Origin of the sequence: Nonomuraea maheshkhaliensis (genome assembly GCF_039529435.1) — a bacterium.
Lineage (GTDB): Bacteria > Actinomycetota > Actinomycetes > Streptosporangiales > Streptosporangiaceae > Nonomuraea > Nonomuraea maheshkhaliensis.
In genome coordinates this window covers 1-16,878 of the sequence record NZ_BAAAMU010000081.1, presented here as the reverse complement: position 1 = coordinate 16,878, position 16,878 = coordinate 1, and the positions used below count along the sequence as shown (strand labels likewise).

The following is a 16,878-nucleotide window of genomic DNA, read 5'->3' as shown; positions in this document are numbered from 1 at the left end:
CTTTGACTGCACCGGCCCCCCGGGTGCGGCTGGCCAGGTTCCGCGACCTGACTCTCGTACCGGTGATCGTGATCCTGCTGGTCGTGGGCGCGGTCCTGGACCCGACGTTCCTGACGGCGGGCAACCTGACGAACGTGCTGCAGCAGCAGGCGGCGATCTCGCTGCTCGTGCTGGCCGAGGCGATGATCCTGATCGCCGGGAAGTTCGACCTCTCGCTGGAGTCCACGGTGGGCACCGCGCCGGCCATCGCGGTGATGCTGGTCGTCCCCGTGGCGGCGGGCGGATTCGGCATCGGCCTGCCCGGGGCGCTGGTGATCCCGCTGGCCCTGCTCATCGGGGCGGCGATCGGGGCGTTCAACGGGTTTCTGATCATCAGGTTCCAGCTGTCGGCGTTCATCGTCACGCTGGCCATGCTGATCATCGTGCACGGCTTCCTCCAGGGGCCGAGCGAGGGCAAGACCCTCTTCCAGCTGCCCGACTCGATCCTCTACCTGGGCAGCGCGCTGTGGCTCGGCCTGCCGGCGGCCATCTGGATCGCCGGCGCGCTGTTCGCGGCGGGCATCTTCGGGCTCGGCTACCTCAGGCTCGGCCGCTCGCTCTACGCGATCGGCGGCAACGTCGACGCGGCCCGCGCGGCCGGCATCCGCGTGGACAGGGTGCTGTACGGCGTCTTCATCCTGGGCGGCACGCTCGCCGCCCTGGCCGGCATCCTGGAGACCGGACGACTCGGGGCGATCGGCAACAACCAGGGTGTCGGCTGGATCTTCATGGTGTTCGCCGCGGCCGTCATCGGCGGTGTCAGCATGGACGGAGGCAAGGGCACGATCCTCGGCGCGCTCACCGGCGTCCTGGTGATCGGCCTGGTCCAGAACATCCTCACCCTCATCGGCGTCTCGGGCTTCTGGCAGCCGGTCATCTACGGTGCGATCATCCTGATCGCCCTGATGATCAGCCGGATCGCGGGAGGAAAGGCACAAGATTGATGGAACGCGGGATCGACCTGCCCCGCCACGGCTTCGGCGGCGCTCCGATCGGCAACCTGTACGACGCGGTCGCCGGCGAGACGGCCCGCGCCACGATCGACGCGGCGTGGGAGAGCGGGGTACGCCTGTACGACACCGCGCCACACTACGGCCTGGGCCTGTCGGAACAGCGGATGGGCGCGGCACTGGTCGGCCGCTCCGGCTACCTCCTGTCCACGAAGGTCGGCCGCCTCCTCCGGACGTCCGGCGGGCGTGCGGGGGGCCCGGATCGGGACGGACAGGGCTTCGACGTGCCGGCCGAGCTGGAACGGGTGTGGGACTTCAGCCGGGACGGCGTGCGTACGTCGCTGGCGGAGTCCCTGGCCCGCCTCGGCCTCCCGGCCGTGGACATCGCCCTCATCCACGACCCCGACGACCACGTTGACCAGGCCCTCGCCGAGGCGTACCCGGCGCTGGCCGAACTGCGGGCGGAGGGGCGGATCCGGGCGGTCGGTGTGGGGATGAACCAGTGGCAGGCGCCGCTGCGCTTCGTCCAGGAGACCGACGTCGACGTCGTCATGCTCGCCGGCCGCTACACCCTGCTCGACCAGTCGGGGCTGCCGCTGCTGGAGGAGTGCGTACTGCGGGGCGTCAAGGTGCTCGCGGCCGGGGTCTTCAACAGCGGCATCCTGGCCACCGACGAGCCGTCGGGAACCTACGACTACGTACCGGCGCCGGCGGAACTGCTGGACAAGGCGAAGCGCATCGCCCACGTCTGCCACCGCCACGGGGTCTCCCTGCCTCAGGCGGCCATGGCCTTTCCGCTGCGGCATCCGGCGGTGGCGACGATCGTCGTGGGGGCGCGGGCGCCGGAGGAGGTCGTACGGAACGCTGAGTTGTGGTCACGGCCGGTGCCTGAGGAACTGTGGGAGGACTTGCGAGCTGAAGGTCTCCTGACCATCGACGGCTGAAGGAGGAACGACCAGGTCGGCGACCGGCGGTCGCATCCATCGGAACGAGCCCGACTTAGAGCAAACGCATGCTCGGTTTGCCGGAGAGAAGCCGTCGAACGTGAGCTGACCGTTTCCCCTGCTCGACGCAGGTTGGTGGTTGATCGGTCGCTACGTGTGTGGGCGATTGTTCGCAGAGCTCGTGGGTGATTGATCGCTGGGTGCGTGGTGGGTGGTCGCAGGCTGCTGGTGGGCGGTCAGGGTGGGAGGAGGAGCCAGGATTTCGAGGGGCCCGGCTCGTACGGTGAGTCGAGGCGTTTGGCGACCACCCCCGGCAGGCCCTGCTCCCGCGCCGCCTGCCGTACCGGCTCCGCCTCCCCTGGCCAGGCCGGTGCGGTCTGCCAGCGGGCGCCTGTCAGGTTCAGCGCCTCCAGGGCCGCCCGTCGTTCCGTGTACGGGCGTGCCGTTAGGGAGTGGCCGTCGTCGTACAGGAGGTCGTAGAAGACGAGCAGCTCCGCGCCGCCCAGCGTGGCGAGCTCGCCGTCCAGCACCGCCGTGCGGCTGCCGAACGACTCGGCCAGTCCGCGCAGCCACGGGTGCTCCCTGGAGGCGTCCGTGCGGCCCCCGTCGATGGGCACCAGGAGGCGCCGGCCGCCCCAGGCGAACTCGAAGGCGTAGGCCGAGGCGTCCTTCGGGATCTTGGTGCGGCGCGTGGGCAGCATGGGCTCCAGCGGCGGGAACGGGTCGCGGGCGGCGCCGTCCATGCGGTGGATCATCCAGTTCTTGCCCCGGGTCTGGAACAGCACGAACCGGCCCGAGGCTCGCTTTCCGTGCAGGACGAACTTGACCTCGCGATCCGCCCACTTCTCCACGTCGTACGTGCCGGTGTCCCAGACGGTCATGGTGCCGCCACCGTACTCGCCCTGCGGGATCTCGCCGTGGAAGGTGAGGTACTCCATCGGGTGGTCCTCGGTGTGCACGGCCAGGTGGTTGGTGCCGGGGTCGGCGGGCAGGCCCTTGGGGACGGCCCAGGAGACCAGCACGCCGTCACGCTCCAGGCGCAGGTCCCAGTGCAGGGATCGGGCGTGATGCTCCTGGACGACGAAGGCGTTCCCGCCGGGGGTGGGGGAGGGAGCGTCGGGGACGGGCTCGGGGGTGCGGGCTGGGTCGCGCTTGCTCCGGTATCGCTCCAGTTTGTCGGCCACAGCACCGGTACTACCCGCTGTCGTCGTCCCCGATCGGGGTCCGGGTCCGGGTCCGGGTCCGGGGTCCGAGTCCGGTACGGGGCCGGCCGGTGCGGGTCCGGGTTCTGTACGGGGCCGGCCGGTGTGATGGTGTCCCGCCTGCCGCGCGCTTCAGCGGCGCCGGAAGATTCCTCCGATGTGTGCCTCCAGGCTGAGGTCCGCGACGTCCGCTCCCGCGTCCTCGATCAAGGTGTCCGGTTCGTGCTCGGGTCTCGGGTGAGTGTCGTGGATCCGGTGCCCCGAGGACCTTCAGCAGGCGCAGCGCCTCGTACGACGGCGAACCCGGCGCCGCGGTGTAGAGCACCACGAACTGGGCCGGGGCGTCGAAGCGGTGGCCGAGCTGGCCGCCGAGGGGTTGGATGTCCGTCTCGTCCGCCTCGACGTCACCGAACCGGCAACGGCCCGGGCAGCGGCCGACCGGGTCGAGCGCGAGCACGGCCGGCTGGACCTGCTGATCAACAACGCCGCGATCAGCCGCGACCAAGGTCGCGGCCCGATCGAACTGCCGGTCGCCGCCCTGCGCGAGGTCTACGAGACGAACGTGCTCGGTGTCGTCACCGTGACCAACGCCATGCTCCCGCTGTCGCGCAGATCGCCGGCCGGGCGCGTCGCGAACGTCTCCAGCGGCCTCGGCACCGTCGCCTTCCTCACCGACCCGCCCCCGAACTGCGGCGGTACGCGACGCTGCTGGCCTACAACTCCTCCAAGGCCGCGCTCAACGCCGTCACCTTGATGTAGGCCGAGGAGTTGCGCGGCACCCCCATCAGGGTCCACGCCATCTCGCCCGGCTTCTGCGCCACCGATCTGAACGGTCACCGCGGCGTGCTGAGCGCCGACGAGGGCGGCCGGCGGGTCGCTCGCCTGGTCACCCTGCAGGACGCGCCCACAGGGACCTTCCTCGACGAGCCGGACGGGATCCTGCCCTGGTGATCCGACGCGCGATCCGGCGCGCGATCCGGCGCGCGATCCGGCGCGCGATCCGGCGCGCGATCCGGCGCGTGATCCGGCGAGCGCGCGGCGTTTCGCCGTGATGGTCAGTCGAGTTCGAGGGCTCGGCGCAGCCACGATTCCACGCCGGCCACGTGGACGGTCGCCCACGAGCGGGCCACGTCGGCCTGGCGGGCGGCGATGGCCTCGTAGATGGCGGTGTGCTGCTCGCGCGTCTTCTCCATCGCGCCCTCCTGCGTGAGCCCCCGCCAGATGCGCGCCCGGGTGGTCGGGCCCGACAGGCTCTCGATGAACGAGCAGAGCACGCTGTTGCCCGAGCCCTGCGCGATCCGCAGGTGGAACTGCAGGTCGTTGGCGACCAGTTCCTCGATCGTGGGCCGGGCGGGCAGGGATTCGAGGATCACGCGCAGCTCCTCGATGTCGGTCTCGGTCATCTGCTCCGTCGCCATCGCCGTGGCGGCCGGTTCGAGGATGCGCCGGACCTCGAAGAACTGCAGCACCGTGTCGTCCCGGTGCAGGTCGAGCACGAACGACATCGTGTCCAGCAGCAGGCGGGGCTCCAGGCTGGTGACGTACGTGCCGTCGCCCTGGCGTACGTCCAGGACGTTGATGAGCGACAGCGCGCGCACCGCCTCGCGCAGCGAGTTGCGTGACAGGCCGAGCCGCTCGGCGAGGTCGGCCTCCTTCGGCAGCCGGTCGCCGGGGGCCAGCTCCCCCGAGAGGATCATCTGCTTGATCTTGTCGATGGCCGCGTCGGTGACCGCCACGCTCTTCTCCCTAGACATCGGATGTCTAGGAGTCTAGAGCGTGGAAGCGGACAGGTTCGACACCGGTGACGCGCGAAATCAGGCCCCGGGCCTCCAGCGTGCGCAAGTGGGCGGCTGCTTCGCCGGCCGCCATGCCTTTCAGCACGGGAGCCAGATCCTCCCACGGCCTGTTCCACGTCATCATCGAGGCGACCTCCCAGATGGTCAGCGGTTGCGGCCGCTGAGCCAGGAGGGCGCGCAGCCGGTCGAGCTTCTCCTCGTGATGGTGTCGGATCTGAACGGCTCGTGCGGCCACATCAGGAAATATCCATTCATGGGCGGGGAGGGCATCGAGTGGGCCGAGATCGCCCACGCGGTTGAGCGAGTCCAGGAAGTCGCCCAGCGGGTCGATGTCGTCACGGTCGTACGGATAAATCCCGACGTGGGGTGTGATGTCGGGGAGAACGTGGTCGCCGGTGAACAGGCGGTCGGCGTCCTCAAGGTGCAGGCAGATGTGGCCCGGTGTGTGACCGGGGGTGTGCAGGGCACGCAGCTTGCGGCCCGGCAGGTCGACCAGGTCGCCGTCACGCAGGACGCGGTCGGGCTGGGCCGGAGGTATGGGACGCTCGCCCACGGCCTGCGCGGCCTCGGCCGGGTCGGCGCCGGCCCGCCTGAGCATGTCGGCCTGCATCTCGGCCTGCGCGCCTGCCTCGTACTCGTTGATGAGCCGGACGAGCGCGGCATCGGCCTCGTGCATGGCGATCCACGCGCCGGACACCTGCCTGACCTGTCCGGCCAGGCCCGCGTGGTCGGGGTGGAAATGGGTGACAACCACCCCGCTGACCGCGCTCACGTCCAGCCCCAGCGCCGCGAGCCCGCCGCTGAGCGCCTCCCAGGCGTCGGGGTGGTTCCAGCCCGCGTCGATCAGTACGGGGCCCTTGGGTGACTCGATGGCGTAGACGAGGGTGTAGCCGAGCGGATTGCCGGGAATCGGCACCGGCACGCTCCACACCCCGCCACCGAGATCCTGCGGCCGCTGCTCGGCGTACGGCCTGCGCCTGGTCTTCATAAATCCCCCGATGTCGGTACGTGCTCCGGCGAGTATGCGCGCCACCGGCCCCGATTGTGAAATGGGCAATAAGTCGGATGGTTCGCGGTCGTGAGTGGGTCAGTGGGTCGGGTGGGTGGTCTGCCGGTCCGCGGTCGGTCGTGCCTGGCTCGGGAGTGGGCTGAACGTGTGGTCAGCCGGTCCGCGGTCGGTTGTGAGTGGGTCGGGCGTGTGGTCAGCCGGCCTGCGGTGAATGGGCTGGGTGGGCGGTCCGTCGGCCTGTGGTCGATGGCGAATGGACTGGGCGTGCGGGGGTTGGGTGTTGTTGATCGTGGCATGGGTCGGTGCGCGGTAATCCGGCGGTGGTCGGTGGTGGAAGGGGACGCGCACGTGGTCGCCCGGCCGTGATCGTGAATCGGCCTGACCCGTGGTCGCCTGGCCGTGTGCGGTTGCAAACGGGCACGTGGCAGGCCGGGCGTGATGGAACGCGGGAGGGGCCGAGCAGTCGAGCGTGCGGTCGGCGGGGCGTGGTCGATCGTGGAAGGGGCCGCGCGTGTGGTCGGCTTGGGCGTGATGGAACGTGGCAGGCGCCGGCCGATCGGCGGGCGTGCGGTCGGCGGGGCGTGGTCGATCGTGGATGGGGCTGGCCGGATGTGATCGACAAGGTAAGGGTCAGATACGTGGTCGGCCGGGCGTGGGCCGTTGGGGAAAGGACCGGCCGGGAGTGGTCTGTCGTGATGAGGATCGGTCGGGTGCGGGGCATCGGGGAAAGGGGCGGTTGGGCGCGGGGCGTCGCGAAAGGGGTCGGGTGGGGCGGGGTGAGCACGTGGTCAGCCGACCCGTTCCAGGATGGTGGCCGTGGCCAGGGCCCCGCCCGCGCACATCGTGACCAGCGCCGTCGCCGAGTCCGACCGTTCCAGTTCGTGCAACGCCGTCGTGATCAGGCGCGCCCCCGTGGCGCCCACCGGGTGGCCGAGGGCGATGGCGCCGCCGTTGACGTTGACGCGGTCGAGGTCAGGCTCGTGCACGCCGGCCCAGGACAGGACGACCGCGGCGAACGCCTCGTTCACCTCGAACAGGTCGAGGTCGCCCATCGTCATGCCGGCCGAGGAAAGCACCTTGGCCGTGGCGTCGACGGGGCCGTCGAGGTGGTAGTACGGCTCGGCCCCGACCAGGGCCTGCGCCAGGATGCGGGCGCGGGGGCGCAGGCCGTGGCGTCGTGCGGCCTGCTCGCTCATGACCAGCACGGCCGCCGCGCCGTCGGAGATCTGGGAGGAGGTGCCGGCCGTGTGCAGGCCGTCCTCGATCACCGGCTTCAGCCCGGCCAGGCTCTCGACGGTGGTCTCACGCAGGCCCTGATCCCTGCGGACGTCGCCGATCGGGACGATCTCCCGCTCGAACCGCCCGTCGGCCCACGCCTTGGCGGCCAGCCGCTGGGAACGCGCGCCGAACCAGTCGAGCCGCTCCCGGGTGAGCCCCCGTCGCCTGGCGATGCGTTCGGCGGCGGTGAACTGGTCGGGCAGATCGATGGCCCAGTCGTCGGGCCTGGGGCGCGCGGGCCGGACGTTGCTGCCCAGCGGCGCCCGGCTCATGACCTCGATGCCGCACCCGATGCCCGCCTCGATCACGCCCGCGCGGATCAGTGCCGCCACCAGGTGCACGGCCTGCTGCGAGGAGCCGCACTGGGCGTCGACGGTGGTGACACCGGTCTGGTACGGCAGCCCCGCGTAGAGCCACGCGTGCCGGCCGACATGACCGCCCTGCTCGCCGGCCTGGGTGACGCAGCCGGTGAAGACCTGGTCCACGATCGCGGGGTCGATGCCGGAGCGCTCGACGAGCCCGTTGAGCGTCCCGGCCAGAACCTGTTGCGGTTTGAGCTCGGAGAGCCAGCCCGCCCGCTTGCCGATCGGGGAACGTACGGCCTCGACGATCACAGGGGTGCTCATAGCCGCCTCCAGAACGATACTCTGGCGCGACTGTAACGCGTTCTACTTTGTTTCGGAACCCTCCCACTTGGCCGGCATCCCGAACGTCTCGAACAGCGACTCCTCGAAGAACATGCCGACATGCCCGACCCGGTCGCCCCTGAACGTGATCACCATGATCGCGAACTGGCCGTAGACGCCGTCGGCGCGGTGGTAGACGGCGAAGGCCGGCTGCCCGTTGGCCTCGATCGGCACCAGCTTGAGATCGCCGGGACCCTGCGCGGGGCAGTGGGTCCTGGTGAGCTCGGCGATCGCCTCCGGCCCCTGATACCACCCGACGAACGGCGGCATCTCCCAGATCGCGTCCTCGGTGAACAGGTGGACGAGCCCGTCGACGTCGTAGTTTTCGAACGCGGCGACATAGCGCTCCAGATGGGCCCGCTGCTCCGCCGTGAGCGGCCCCACCGGGTCGTCGAGGCTGGGCGAGGCTTCGCTGAGCTGGGCGCGGGCCCGCTGGAGGATGCTGTTGACGGCCGCGGTCGAGATGCCGACCGCCTCGGCCACCTCGGCGGCCTTCCATCTGAGCACGTCACGCAGGATCAGCACCGCGCGCTGGCGCGGCGGCAGGTGCTGGAGCGCCGCGACCAGGGCAAGCCTGACGCTCTCGCGCGAGGTCGTCACGACGTCGGCCAGGTCGTCGGCGCCGACCCCCGTCATGGCGTCGGGCGCGGGCTCCAGCCACGGCACCTCGCCGTCCTGCGCCAGCGGCGCGCCGGCGTCGGCGCTCGGCGCGCCCAGGCCCGTCGGCAGCGGGCGCCGGGAGCGGTTGTCGAGCGCGGTCAGACACGTGGTGGTGGCGATGCGGTAGAGCCACGTGCGCAGCGAGGAACGCCCCTCGAAGCCCTCGTACGCCCGCCACGCGCGCAGATAGGTCTCCTGCACCTGGTCTTCCGCGTCGTGCACCGAGCCCATCATGCGGTAACAGTGGGCCAGCAGCTCGCGCCGCATCGGGTCGGCCAGCCGGAGGAAGTCCTCGTTCGTCGGCTTGTCGGTCATGCAACCCTGTATAGACGGTGGCACCGACAGAAAGGCCTCATTTCGTCCTCGCCCGCGAAACCAGTGCGTGGACTTTCCGGTCCGGCCGGCTGCCGAGGCTGGTCGGTGCTCCCGTGCGCGGCGCCGCCGAGGTTGGTCGGTGCTCCGGTGCGCGGGGCTGTCCGATGCCGGTGGGCGCTCCCGTGCGCAGGTGGTCAGATGTCGGCGAGCAGGCGGCCGGCGGCGGTCTCGATGCGGCGCTGGATCTGGTCGTACGTGCGCCGCCCCCGCAACATCTCCAGCAGCTCCTGCACCCACACGCTGGCCAGCGATCCGGCGAGGTCGGTCTGCTCCTCACTGGCCTCCTCCAGCGACAGCCCGTCGGCCGAGACGCGCAGCAGCAGCCCGGTCATGCGGTCGCCGAACGGGGTCTGCACCTCGGCCATGATCAGCGACCGGATGAGCGCGTCGGCCAGCTCGGGCTCGCGCATCAGCCCCCGGGTGGCCCGCATGAGCACGTCGACCGCCCGGCTCGACGGCGTGGCCGCGCCCGGCGGGCGGCGCTCGATGCTGCTCTCCAGCAGGTCGAGCTCCTCGCCCACCACGGCGACGACGAGGTCCATCTTGGAGGGAAAGTATCGATAGAGCGTGCCAAGCGCCACGCCCGCGCGCTCGGCGACCGTGCGCATCTGCATGGCCTCGACGCCGCCCCTCGACGCCAGCGCCGCGGCGGCCTGCACGATGCGCTTGCGGCGTTGGTGCTGGCTGCGCGTACGGACGCTGTGCCCGCCCGGTGCTGGGTGGCTCTCCATGGTCCCCTCGGTGTCGCTGGCGGGAGGCGGCACGGGCACGTGCGTGGTACGCATGAGAACACGTTATCTGATTTCTCGATAACGCGGCTTGTTACTCGCGGGTCACAAACGAGCCCTATTGCCCCATGTCTACGGCGTTACACGGATATATCCCCACCTATCGACACGTACTGGTGCTGGACAGCTTTTAGAATCTGTTCTAGTTTGCGGGGTGGCTTACCAAGCGCTTGCTGGAGGAGCGATGACCGCGGACACGCTCGCCTCCCTGCTGCTCGCGCGGGCCGGGGACGACAGGCCCGGGCTCGTGTTCGAAGAGCGGGTGTGGTCGTGGCGCGAGCACGTCGCCGCCTGCCGGGCGGCCGGCGCCCGGCTGTCCGGGCACGGGCCCGGCACGCACGTGGGGGTGCTCAGCGAGAACGTTCCCGGCATGGTGGTCCTCATCGGGGGCGCGGCGCTGGCCGGGCACGTGGTGGTCGCGCTCAACCCCACGCGGTCGGACGCCGAGCTGGCCCGCGACGCCCGCGCGACGGACGTGACCCTGCTCCTCGCCGACGACCCCTACCGCGACGTGGCGCGGCGGCTGTCACGCGAGCTGGGCGTTCCCGAGCTGCCCCTCACCACGCTCACCGACGCCGACGCCGGCCCGGATGCCGAGCCCGCAAGGGTGCCGGAGGCGGGGGAGCTGGTGATGCTGATCTTCACCTCGGGGACCTCGGGCCGGCCCCGCGCCGTCCGCATCACCCAGCGCAAGCTCGCCGTCCCCGGAATCAGCCTGGCGGCGATGCTCACGCCGGCGGACGTCGTCTACTGCTCGATGCCGCTGTTCCACTCGGGAGCCCTCATGGCCGCCTACGCCCCGGCGGTCGCCTCGGGGGCCTCGCTGGTGCTGCGGCGGCGCTTCTCCGCCTCAGGGCTGCTGCCCGACCTGCGGCGGTACGGCGGCACGTACCTGCACTACGTCGGCAAGGCGCTCTCCTACGTGCTGGCGACCCCCGAGCGCCCCGACGACGCGGACAACCCGCTCAAGATCGCCTTCGGGAACGAGGGCAGCGCGGTGGCGATCAGGAGGTTCGGGCAGCGGTTCGGCTGCCTGGTCATCGACGCCTTCGGCTCCACGGAGACCGCCATCTCGCTCACCCCCGACCCGTCGGGGCCGCCGGGCTGCCTCGGTCGCCTGCCCGACGGCGTACGGATACTCGACCCCTTCACCGGTCGTCCCTGCCCGCCGGGACGGATCGAGGACGGCCGCCTGACCAACCCGGAGGATGCCGTCGGCGAGCTGGTCAACACGGCGGGGCTCGGGCTGTTCGACGGCTACTACAACGATCCGGCGGCGGACGCGGAGCGGATCAGGGACGGCGCGTTCTGGTCCGGCGATCTGGCCTACCAGGACGCCGACGGCTACGTGTTCTTCGCCGGCCGGGGCACCGAGCGGCTGCGCGTGGACGGCGAGAACCTGGCCGTGGCCCCCATCGAGGCCGCGCTGCGGGAGTTCGCCGGGGTGGTGGAGGCGGCGGTGTACCCGGTGCCCGACGCGGCGGCCGGCGACCAGGTGATGGCGGCGCTCGTGCTGGAGGAGAGCTTCGACCCCGGCGCCTTCGCCGCGTTCCTGACTGCCCGCCGCGACCTGGGCGCCAAGTCGATGCCCCGGTACGTCCGCGTCTGTGGGGAGTTGCCGCAGACGGCCTCGCACAAGGTCGTCAAGCGCCGGCTCGCCCGCGAGGCGTGGCGCACGGAGGACCCCGTCTGGCGGCGCGGCCCCGGAGGCTTCCAGCCGCTGGCCGGCGCGGACGTGAAGGCGATCGAGGAGGAGTTCGTACGGCACGGCAGGCAACACCTCTTGGAGACGTAGTGGATTTCAACCTGGACGAAACCCAGCAGGATCTGAAGAAGCTGACCATCGAGGTCCTTGCTAAAGAGGGGGCCAAGGAGGGGGCCAAGGAAGGGGACGGCGAAGGGCGCGAGGAACGGCTCCGCCAGGCCGGGCTGATGGGCGTGTGCGTGCCGGAGGAGGCGGGCGGCGCGGGGCTCGGGCCGGTGGAGATGGGTGTGGTGCTGCGTGAGGTGGGGGTACGGGCGGCCGCCGTGCCCGCGCTGGCGACGCTGGCCGGCACGTTGACCCTGGCCCGTCATGGCAGCATTGACCAGCAGCGGCGCTGCGCCGACCGGATCACGCTGGCCCTGCGCGAACCCGGCCGGGCCCTGTCCGACCCGCCCCCGCCAGGCTCACCCCCACAGAGCCCCTCCACGCAGGGCCCGTCAGCGCAGGGCCCGTCCCCGCAAGGTCCGTCCCCAGAAGGCCCGCCCCCGCGCGGCCCGTCCCTGCCGGGCTCGCCCCGGACCACCGCGACTCCCGACGGCGACGGGTGGCGGCTGACCGGGCGGAAGGTGTCGGTGCCGTACCCAGGAGCGGCGGTCCTGGTCTCCGCCGACCAGGGACTCTTCCTGCTGGACTCCCCGCCCACGACCCCCGAGTTCACCTCCACGGGAGAGCCCGCCGGCACGATCGTGCTGGACGGCGCCCCGGCCGAGCGGGTGGCGGGGCCCGAGGCGGTGCGCGACGCCCGGCTGATCCTCACCGGCGCGGTGGCGGCCCAGGCCAGTGGCGTGCTGGCCGGGGCACTGGAGCTGACCACGTCCTACATCAGGACGCGCAAGCAGTTCGGGCGGGCGCTGGCCGAGTTCCAGGCGGTCACGATGCAGATCGCCGACGTCTACATCGCCGGCCGGGCCCTGGACGTGGCCATGTGGTCGGGGCTGTGGCGGCTGGGGGAGGGGCTGGCGGCCGAGCAGGACCTGGCGCTGGCCGCGTACCACGTGAGCGAGGCCGTCACGGCCCTGCACACCTGCCAGCACCTGCACGGCGGGCTCGGGCTCGACGTGACCTACCCGCTGCACCGCTACTTCGCCCAGGCCAAGCACCTGTCCCACCTGCTCGGCGGCGCCGACGCCCAGCTCGACCTGATCGGAGCGCTCGTCTGATGCTCATCGACCTGACCCCCGAGCAGCGAGCGCTCCGCGACGAGCTGCGCGAGTACTTCCAGGACTGCCTCACCGCCGACGACCGCGCGAAGATCGCCACCGACCCGTTCGGCGAGGCGTACATGGAGCACTGCCGCCGCCTCGGCCGGGACGGCAAGCTCGGCCTGGGCTGGCCCAAGGAGTACGGCGGAGGCGGCCACGGCCCCCTGGAGCAGCAGATCTTCGCCAACGAGATCGCCCGCGCCGGGGTGCCGTACCCGATCATCACGGTGCAGACCGTCGGTCCCACGATCATGCAGTACGGGACACCGGCGCAGAAGGAGTTCTTCCTGCCGCGCATCCTGGCCGGCGAGTGCCACTTCGCGATCGGCTACAGCGAGCCGGAGGCCGGCACCGACCTGGCCTCGCTGCGGACGACGGCGGTGCTGGACGGCGACCACTACGTCGTCAACGGCCAGAAGATCTTCACCAGCGGCGCCCACTACGCCCAGTACATCTGGCTCGCCGCCCGCACCGATCCGGCCGCCAAGAAGCACAAGGGCATCACCATGATGATCGCCTCCACGGACGATCCCGGCTACTCGTGGACCCCGATCGTGACCATGGACGGCCGCCACCACACCAACGCGACCTACTACTCCGACGTCCGCGTCCCGGTGGACATGGTGGTCGGGGAGGTCAACAGGGGCTGGGACCTGATCGTCAACCAGCTCAACCACGAACGCGTGACGCTCGGCCCGGCCGGCAACCTGGCCCAGACCTACGACCGCTTCCGCGCCTGGGCCCGCCGCACGGGGCTGGACGCCGAGCCGGACGTACGCAGGGCGCTGGCCAGGGTGTGGAGCGCCTTCCGGACGAACGAGCTGCTCAACTGGCAGGTGGCGGCCAACATGGACCTCGGCTGGCTGGGCGCGCCCGACGCGTCGGCCACCAAGATCTACGGCTCGGAGCGCATGCAGGAGGCCGGCCGGATCGTCGGGGACATCCTGGCCAGGTACGCCGACCCGTCCGACCCCGAGACGGCCGAGCTGCTCGACCGGGTGGACCACGGCGTGAAGGGCGCGGTGGTGCTGACGTTCGGCGGCGGCGTGAACGAGGTGCAGCGGGAGCTGATCGCCATGCTCGGCCTGAACCTCCCGAGGCCGCCCAGATGACGGGCCCGCAGACCGGCCCGAAGAGCCCGGTGATCGGCCCGATGACGGACGAGGAGCTGCACGAGCTGGCGGGCAAGCAGGTGGCGCTGGGCGAGATGCGCGGCGCCCCCGCCCCCGACCCGGTGAACATCCCCATGATCAGGCACTGGCTGACCGCCATGGGCGACACCAACCCGGCCTACCTCGACCGGGGCCTCGCCCCGCCCGCGATGGCCCAGGTGTGGACCATGCAGGCCGCCGGGCATGGCCGTTCGCCGGTGGACGACCTGCTGGCCGCGCTCGACGGCAACGGCTACACGGGCGTGGTGGCGACGAACTGCGCGCAGACCTACCACCGCTACGCCCGCGTCGGCGAGCGGCTGACCCCGGCCACCCGCCTCAGTGGCCTGGCCGGCCCGAAACGCACCGCGCTCGGCGTCGGCTTCTTCGCCACCTGGAACGTCACCTGGTACGGCGACGGCGACGAGCCGGTGGCCGAGATGATGTTCCGCGTCCTGAAGTTCCGCCCCCGCGCACAAGAGCCGAAGTCGACGGAGACGGAGCCCCGGCCCGAGGGGCTGCGGCCGTATCCGCTCCAGCCCGCCGTCAACCAGGACACGGCGTTCTTCTGGGAGGGCGCCAAGCAGGGGGAGCTGCGCATCCAGCGCTGCGCCGACTGCGGCGAGCTGCGCCACCCGCCGGGCCCGATGTGCCCGCGCTGCCGCTCGGCCAACCGCTCGCACACACTCGCGAGCGGCACGGGAACCCTCTACAGCTACGTCGTGCACCACCATCCGCCCGTGCCGGGACGAGAGACGCCGTTCGTGGTGGGCGTGGTGGAGCTGCCGGAGGGCGTACGGATCGTGGGCAACGTCGTGGACTGTCCCATCGGGGAAGTGGAGATCGGGATGCGGCTGAGAGTGACGTACCGTGCCATGGACGACCGGCTCGTCCTGCCCATGTGGGCGCCGGAGGAGTCATGATCGGCGCCGCGCTGCCCGAGCTGTCGATCGAGCTCACGCCCACCGTGGTCATCTCCACCGCCCTGGCCACCAGGGACTTCACGCCGGTGCACCACGACACGGCGCTCGCCCGTGCCCAGGGCTCGAAGGACATCTTCCTCAACATCCTGACCACCATGGGGCTGGTCGAGCGTTACGTCACCGACTGGGCCGGCCCCCGGGCCGTGATCAGGAGCATCGACGTCAAGCTCGGCGTCCCGGCGTACGCGGGCGACCGGCTCACCTTCACCGGGACGGTCGTGGCGGGCGCGGACGACCGGCTCACGGTCGAGGTGCGCGGCCGGGTGAGCCTCGGCGACCACGCCACCGCAACTGTCACCTTGACGTCCGGGGAGGTCTAGTGCGGGCAAGCACCGCCATCGCGGGCATCGGTGCCACCGAGTTCAGCAAGGAGTCAGGACGTACGGAGCTGCGGCTCGCCGCGGAGGCCGTGCTCGCCGCGCTCGACGACGCGGGCCTGTCGCCCGGCGACGTGGACGGCCTGGTCACCTACAGCCAGGACGCCAACCAGGAGATCGCCGTGGCCAGGGAGACGGGGATCGGCGACCTGACCTTCTTCTCCCGGGTCGAGTACGGCGGCGGCGCGGCCTGCGGCACCGTCGCGCACGCGGCCATGGCCGTGGCCACCGGCATGGCGGAGACCGTGGTCTGCTACCGGGCCTTCAACGAGCGCTCGGGCCGCCGCTTCGGCCAGCCGAACGCCGGGCTGACCGGCCAGCCGACCTCGCAGGGCCTGGAGATGAGCTGGCACGTGCCGTACGGGCTGATGACCCCCGCGGCCTGGGTGGCCATGTTCGCCCGCCGCTACATGCACACCTACGACGCCACCTCCGAGGACTTCGGCCGGGTCGCCGTGGCCATGCGCAGGCACGCCGCCACCAATCCCGCGGCATGGTTCCACGGGCGGCCCATCACGCTGGCGGAGCACCAGGAGTCGCGGTGGATCGCCGAGCCGCTGCACCTGCTCGACTGCTGCCAGGAGAGCGACGGGGCGGTGGCCCTGGTCGTGACCTCGACCGAACGCGCCCGCGATCTGCGCAGGTCCCCGGCCGTGATCACGGCCGCGGCGCAGGGGGCGGGCGCGGGGCAGATGATGATGACCAGCTACTACCGCGATGACATGAGCGGATTGCCGGAGATGTCCGTGGTCGGCCGGCGTTTGTGGGAGACGTCGGGGCTGTCGCCCGCCGACATCCGGACCGCCATCCTGTACGACCACTTCACCCCGTTCGTCCTGACCCAGCTGGAGGAGCTCGGCTTCTGCGGCCGCGGCGAGGCGCCGGGCTTCGTCAGGGACGGCGGCATCGAGCTGGACGGCTCCCTGCCGGTCAACCCGCACGGAGGGCAGCTCGGGGAGGCGTACATCCACGGCATGAACGGCATCGCCGAGGCCGTCCGCCAGATCAGGGGCACCGCCGCCAACCAGCTGCAGAACGTCACGAACGTCCTCGTGACGGCCGGCACCGGCGTCCCGACGAGCGGCCTGATCCTGTCCTCCGACTGAGGCCGGGAGCCTGGCCCCGGATGAGCCGATGTCACATCGGTCCGGTTTCATGGGTCGAAGCGATGAGACCGGGCCGACCGAGGAATGTGACAGATGCACGACAACGAATCCCTGACCGGCGTCTTCGAGGCGCACCGCGGTCAGCTGCGGGCCGTCGCGTACCGGATGCTCGGCTCGGTGAGCGAGGCCGACGACGCCGTGCAGGAGGCGTGGATCAGGCTCAACCGGGCCGACACCGCCGACGTCGAGAACATGGGCGGCTGGCTCACCACGGTCGTGGCCCGCATCTGCCTCAACCTGCTGCGCTCCCGCGAGACCCGCCGCGAGGAGCCGCTGGCGGAGCGCCTGCCGGATCCGGTGGTGAGCCGGGCCGACGGCATGGACCCCGAGCAGGAGGCGCTGCTGGCCGACTCGGTGGGGCTCGCGCTGCTCGTCGTGCTGCAGCGGCTGGAGCCGACCGAGCGGCTGGCGTTCGTGCTGCACGACATGTTCGCGGTGCCGTTCGACGAGATCGCCGCCGTCATCGGCCGCAGCTCCGCCGCCACTCGGCAGTTGGCCAGCCGGGCC

At 71.4% G+C, this 16,878-nt stretch carries 17 protein-coding genes; 11 read left to right on the top strand and 6 right to left on the bottom strand.

All coding sequences use genetic code 11. From position 1 onward, the window contains the following. Nucleotides 1–2: 2 nt before the first annotated feature. Nucleotides 3–983, top strand: coding sequence for an ABC transporter permease (locus tag ABFX54_RS38445; RefSeq protein WP_346111707.1), 981 nt, complete (start codon nt 3–5; stop codon nt 981–983). After that, nucleotides 983–1,933, top strand: coding sequence for an aldo/keto reductase (locus tag ABFX54_RS38440; protein WP_346111706.1), 951 nt, complete (start codon nt 983–985; stop codon nt 1,931–1,933). The genes ABFX54_RS38445 and ABFX54_RS38440 overlap by 1 nt, the downstream gene beginning before the upstream one ends. A gap of 236 nt (nt 1,934–2,169) precedes the next feature. Here the strand turns inward: ABFX54_RS38440 and ABFX54_RS38435 are convergent, their stop codons facing one another. Continuing rightward, a complete protein-coding gene (locus tag ABFX54_RS38435) occupies nt 2,170–3,117 on the bottom strand; it encodes a DNA polymerase ligase N-terminal domain-containing protein (protein WP_346111705.1) in 948 nt (315 codons plus the stop codon). A gap of 259 nt (nt 3,118–3,376) precedes the next feature. Here ABFX54_RS38435 and ABFX54_RS38430 point away from each other — a divergent pair, with 259 nt between their 5' ends. After that, nucleotides 3,377–3,889: an SDR family NAD(P)-dependent oxidoreductase gene (locus ABFX54_RS38430; RefSeq protein WP_346111704.1), complete on the top strand. Its 513-nt coding sequence runs from the start codon at nt 3,377–3,379 to the stop codon at nt 3,887–3,889. A gap of 14 nt (nt 3,890–3,903) precedes the next feature. Continuing rightward, a complete protein-coding gene (locus tag ABFX54_RS38425; RefSeq protein WP_346111703.1) occupies nt 3,904–4,086 on the top strand; it encodes a Rossmann-fold NAD(P)-binding domain-containing protein in 183 nt (60 codons plus the stop codon). A 104-nt stretch (nt 4,087–4,190) separates the two neighbouring features. Here the strand turns inward: ABFX54_RS38425 and ABFX54_RS38420 are convergent, their stop codons facing one another. The 5 genes from ABFX54_RS38420 to ABFX54_RS38400 form a co-directional block, all read right to left on the bottom strand. After that, a complete protein-coding gene (locus ABFX54_RS38420) occupies nt 4,191–4,871 on the bottom strand; it encodes a FadR/GntR family transcriptional regulator (RefSeq protein WP_346111702.1) in 681 nt (226 codons plus the stop codon). 25 nt (nt 4,872–4,896) lie between these two features. Next, complete coding sequence (locus ABFX54_RS38415; protein ID WP_346111740.1) at nt 4,897–5,919, bottom strand: MBL fold metallo-hydrolase; 1,023 nt, start codon at nt 5,917–5,919, stop codon at nt 4,897–4,899. 809 nt (nt 5,920–6,728) lie between these two features. Then, on the bottom strand, nt 6,729–7,844 hold the full coding sequence (locus ABFX54_RS38410) for a steroid 3-ketoacyl-CoA thiolase (RefSeq protein WP_346111701.1): 1,116 nt from the start codon (nt 7,842–7,844) through the stop codon (nt 6,729–6,731). 42 nt (nt 7,845–7,886) lie between these two features. Further along, the gene (locus ABFX54_RS38405; protein ID WP_346111699.1) at nt 7,887–8,879 is read right to left on the bottom strand and encodes a sigma-70 family RNA polymerase sigma factor; all 993 of its coding nucleotides are present in this window, start codon (nt 8,877–8,879) and stop codon (nt 7,887–7,889) included. A 194-nt stretch (nt 8,880–9,073) separates the two neighbouring features. After that, a complete protein-coding gene (locus tag ABFX54_RS38400) occupies nt 9,074–9,670 on the bottom strand; it encodes a TetR family transcriptional regulator (RefSeq protein ID WP_346111739.1) in 597 nt (198 codons plus the stop codon). Between the two features lie 241 nt (nt 9,671–9,911). Here ABFX54_RS38400 and ABFX54_RS38395 point away from each other — a divergent pair, with 241 nt between their 5' ends. The 7 genes from ABFX54_RS38395 to ABFX54_RS38365 form a co-directional block, all read left to right on the top strand. After that, complete coding sequence (locus ABFX54_RS38395) at nt 9,912–11,522, top strand: AMP-binding protein (protein WP_346111698.1); 1,611 nt, start codon at nt 9,912–9,914, stop codon at nt 11,520–11,522. Further along, nucleotides 11,522–12,652 (top strand): acyl-CoA dehydrogenase family protein, encoded by a 1,131-nt coding sequence (locus tag ABFX54_RS38390; RefSeq protein ID WP_346111697.1) that lies wholly within the window; start codon nt 11,522–11,524, stop codon nt 12,650–12,652. Before ABFX54_RS38395 ends, ABFX54_RS38390 begins: the two co-directional genes overlap by 1 nt. After that, on the top strand, nt 12,652–13,806 hold the full coding sequence (locus ABFX54_RS38385; protein ID WP_346111696.1) for an acyl-CoA dehydrogenase family protein: 1,155 nt from the start codon (nt 12,652–12,654) through the stop codon (nt 13,804–13,806). Before ABFX54_RS38390 ends, ABFX54_RS38385 begins: the two co-directional genes overlap by 1 nt. Next, on the top strand, nt 13,803–14,768 hold the full coding sequence (locus tag ABFX54_RS38380; RefSeq protein ID WP_346111695.1) for a bifunctional MaoC family dehydratase N-terminal/OB-fold nucleic acid binding domain-containing protein: 966 nt from the start codon (nt 13,803–13,805) through the stop codon (nt 14,766–14,768). The genes ABFX54_RS38385 and ABFX54_RS38380 overlap by 4 nt, the downstream gene beginning before the upstream one ends. Further along, nucleotides 14,765–15,148, top strand: a complete 384-nt coding sequence (locus ABFX54_RS38375; protein ID WP_346111694.1) for a MaoC family dehydratase — start codon at nt 14,765–14,767, stop codon at nt 15,146–15,148. The genes ABFX54_RS38380 and ABFX54_RS38375 overlap by 4 nt, the downstream gene beginning before the upstream one ends. After that, entirely contained in the window at nt 15,148–16,311 is a 1,164-nt protein-coding gene (locus tag ABFX54_RS38370; RefSeq protein ID WP_346111693.1) for a lipid-transfer protein, read from the top strand. The genes ABFX54_RS38375 and ABFX54_RS38370 overlap by 1 nt, the downstream gene beginning before the upstream one ends. Before the next feature lie 93 nt (nt 16,312–16,404). Beyond that, nucleotides 16,405–16,878: sigma-70 family RNA polymerase sigma factor (locus ABFX54_RS38365; RefSeq protein WP_346111692.1), on the top strand; the 474-nt coding region annotated here is incomplete at its 3' end.

Bases quoted from the DNA above. Each gene is read 5' to 3' on its own strand.
- ABFX54_RS38410 (WP_346111701.1), bottom strand. From the start codon at position 7,844: ATGAGCACCCCTGTGATCGTCGAGGCCGTACGTTCCCCGATCGGCAAG.
- ABFX54_RS38375 (WP_346111694.1), top strand. From the start codon at position 14,765: ATGATCGGCGCCGCGCTGCCCGAGCTGTCGATCGAGCTCACGCCCACC.
- ABFX54_RS38380 (WP_346111695.1), top strand. From the start codon at position 13,803: ATGACGGGCCCGCAGACCGGCCCGAAGAGCCCGGTGATCGGCCCGATG.
- ABFX54_RS38395 (WP_346111698.1), top strand. From the start codon at position 9,912: ATGACCGCGGACACGCTCGCCTCCCTGCTGCTCGCGCGGGCCGGGGAC.
- ABFX54_RS38400 (WP_346111739.1), bottom strand. From the start codon at position 9,670: ATGGAGAGCCACCCAGCACCGGGCGGGCACAGCGTCCGTACGCGCAGC.
- ABFX54_RS38415 (WP_346111740.1), bottom strand. From the start codon at position 5,919: ATGAAGACCAGGCGCAGGCCGTACGCCGAGCAGCGGCCGCAGGATCTC.
- ABFX54_RS38440 (WP_346111706.1), top strand. From the start codon at position 983: ATGGAACGCGGGATCGACCTGCCCCGCCACGGCTTCGGCGGCGCTCCG.
- ABFX54_RS38405 (WP_346111699.1), bottom strand. From the start codon at position 8,879: ATGACCGACAAGCCGACGAACGAGGACTTCCTCCGGCTGGCCGACCCG.
- ABFX54_RS38385 (WP_346111696.1), top strand. From the start codon at position 12,652: ATGCTCATCGACCTGACCCCCGAGCAGCGAGCGCTCCGCGACGAGCTG.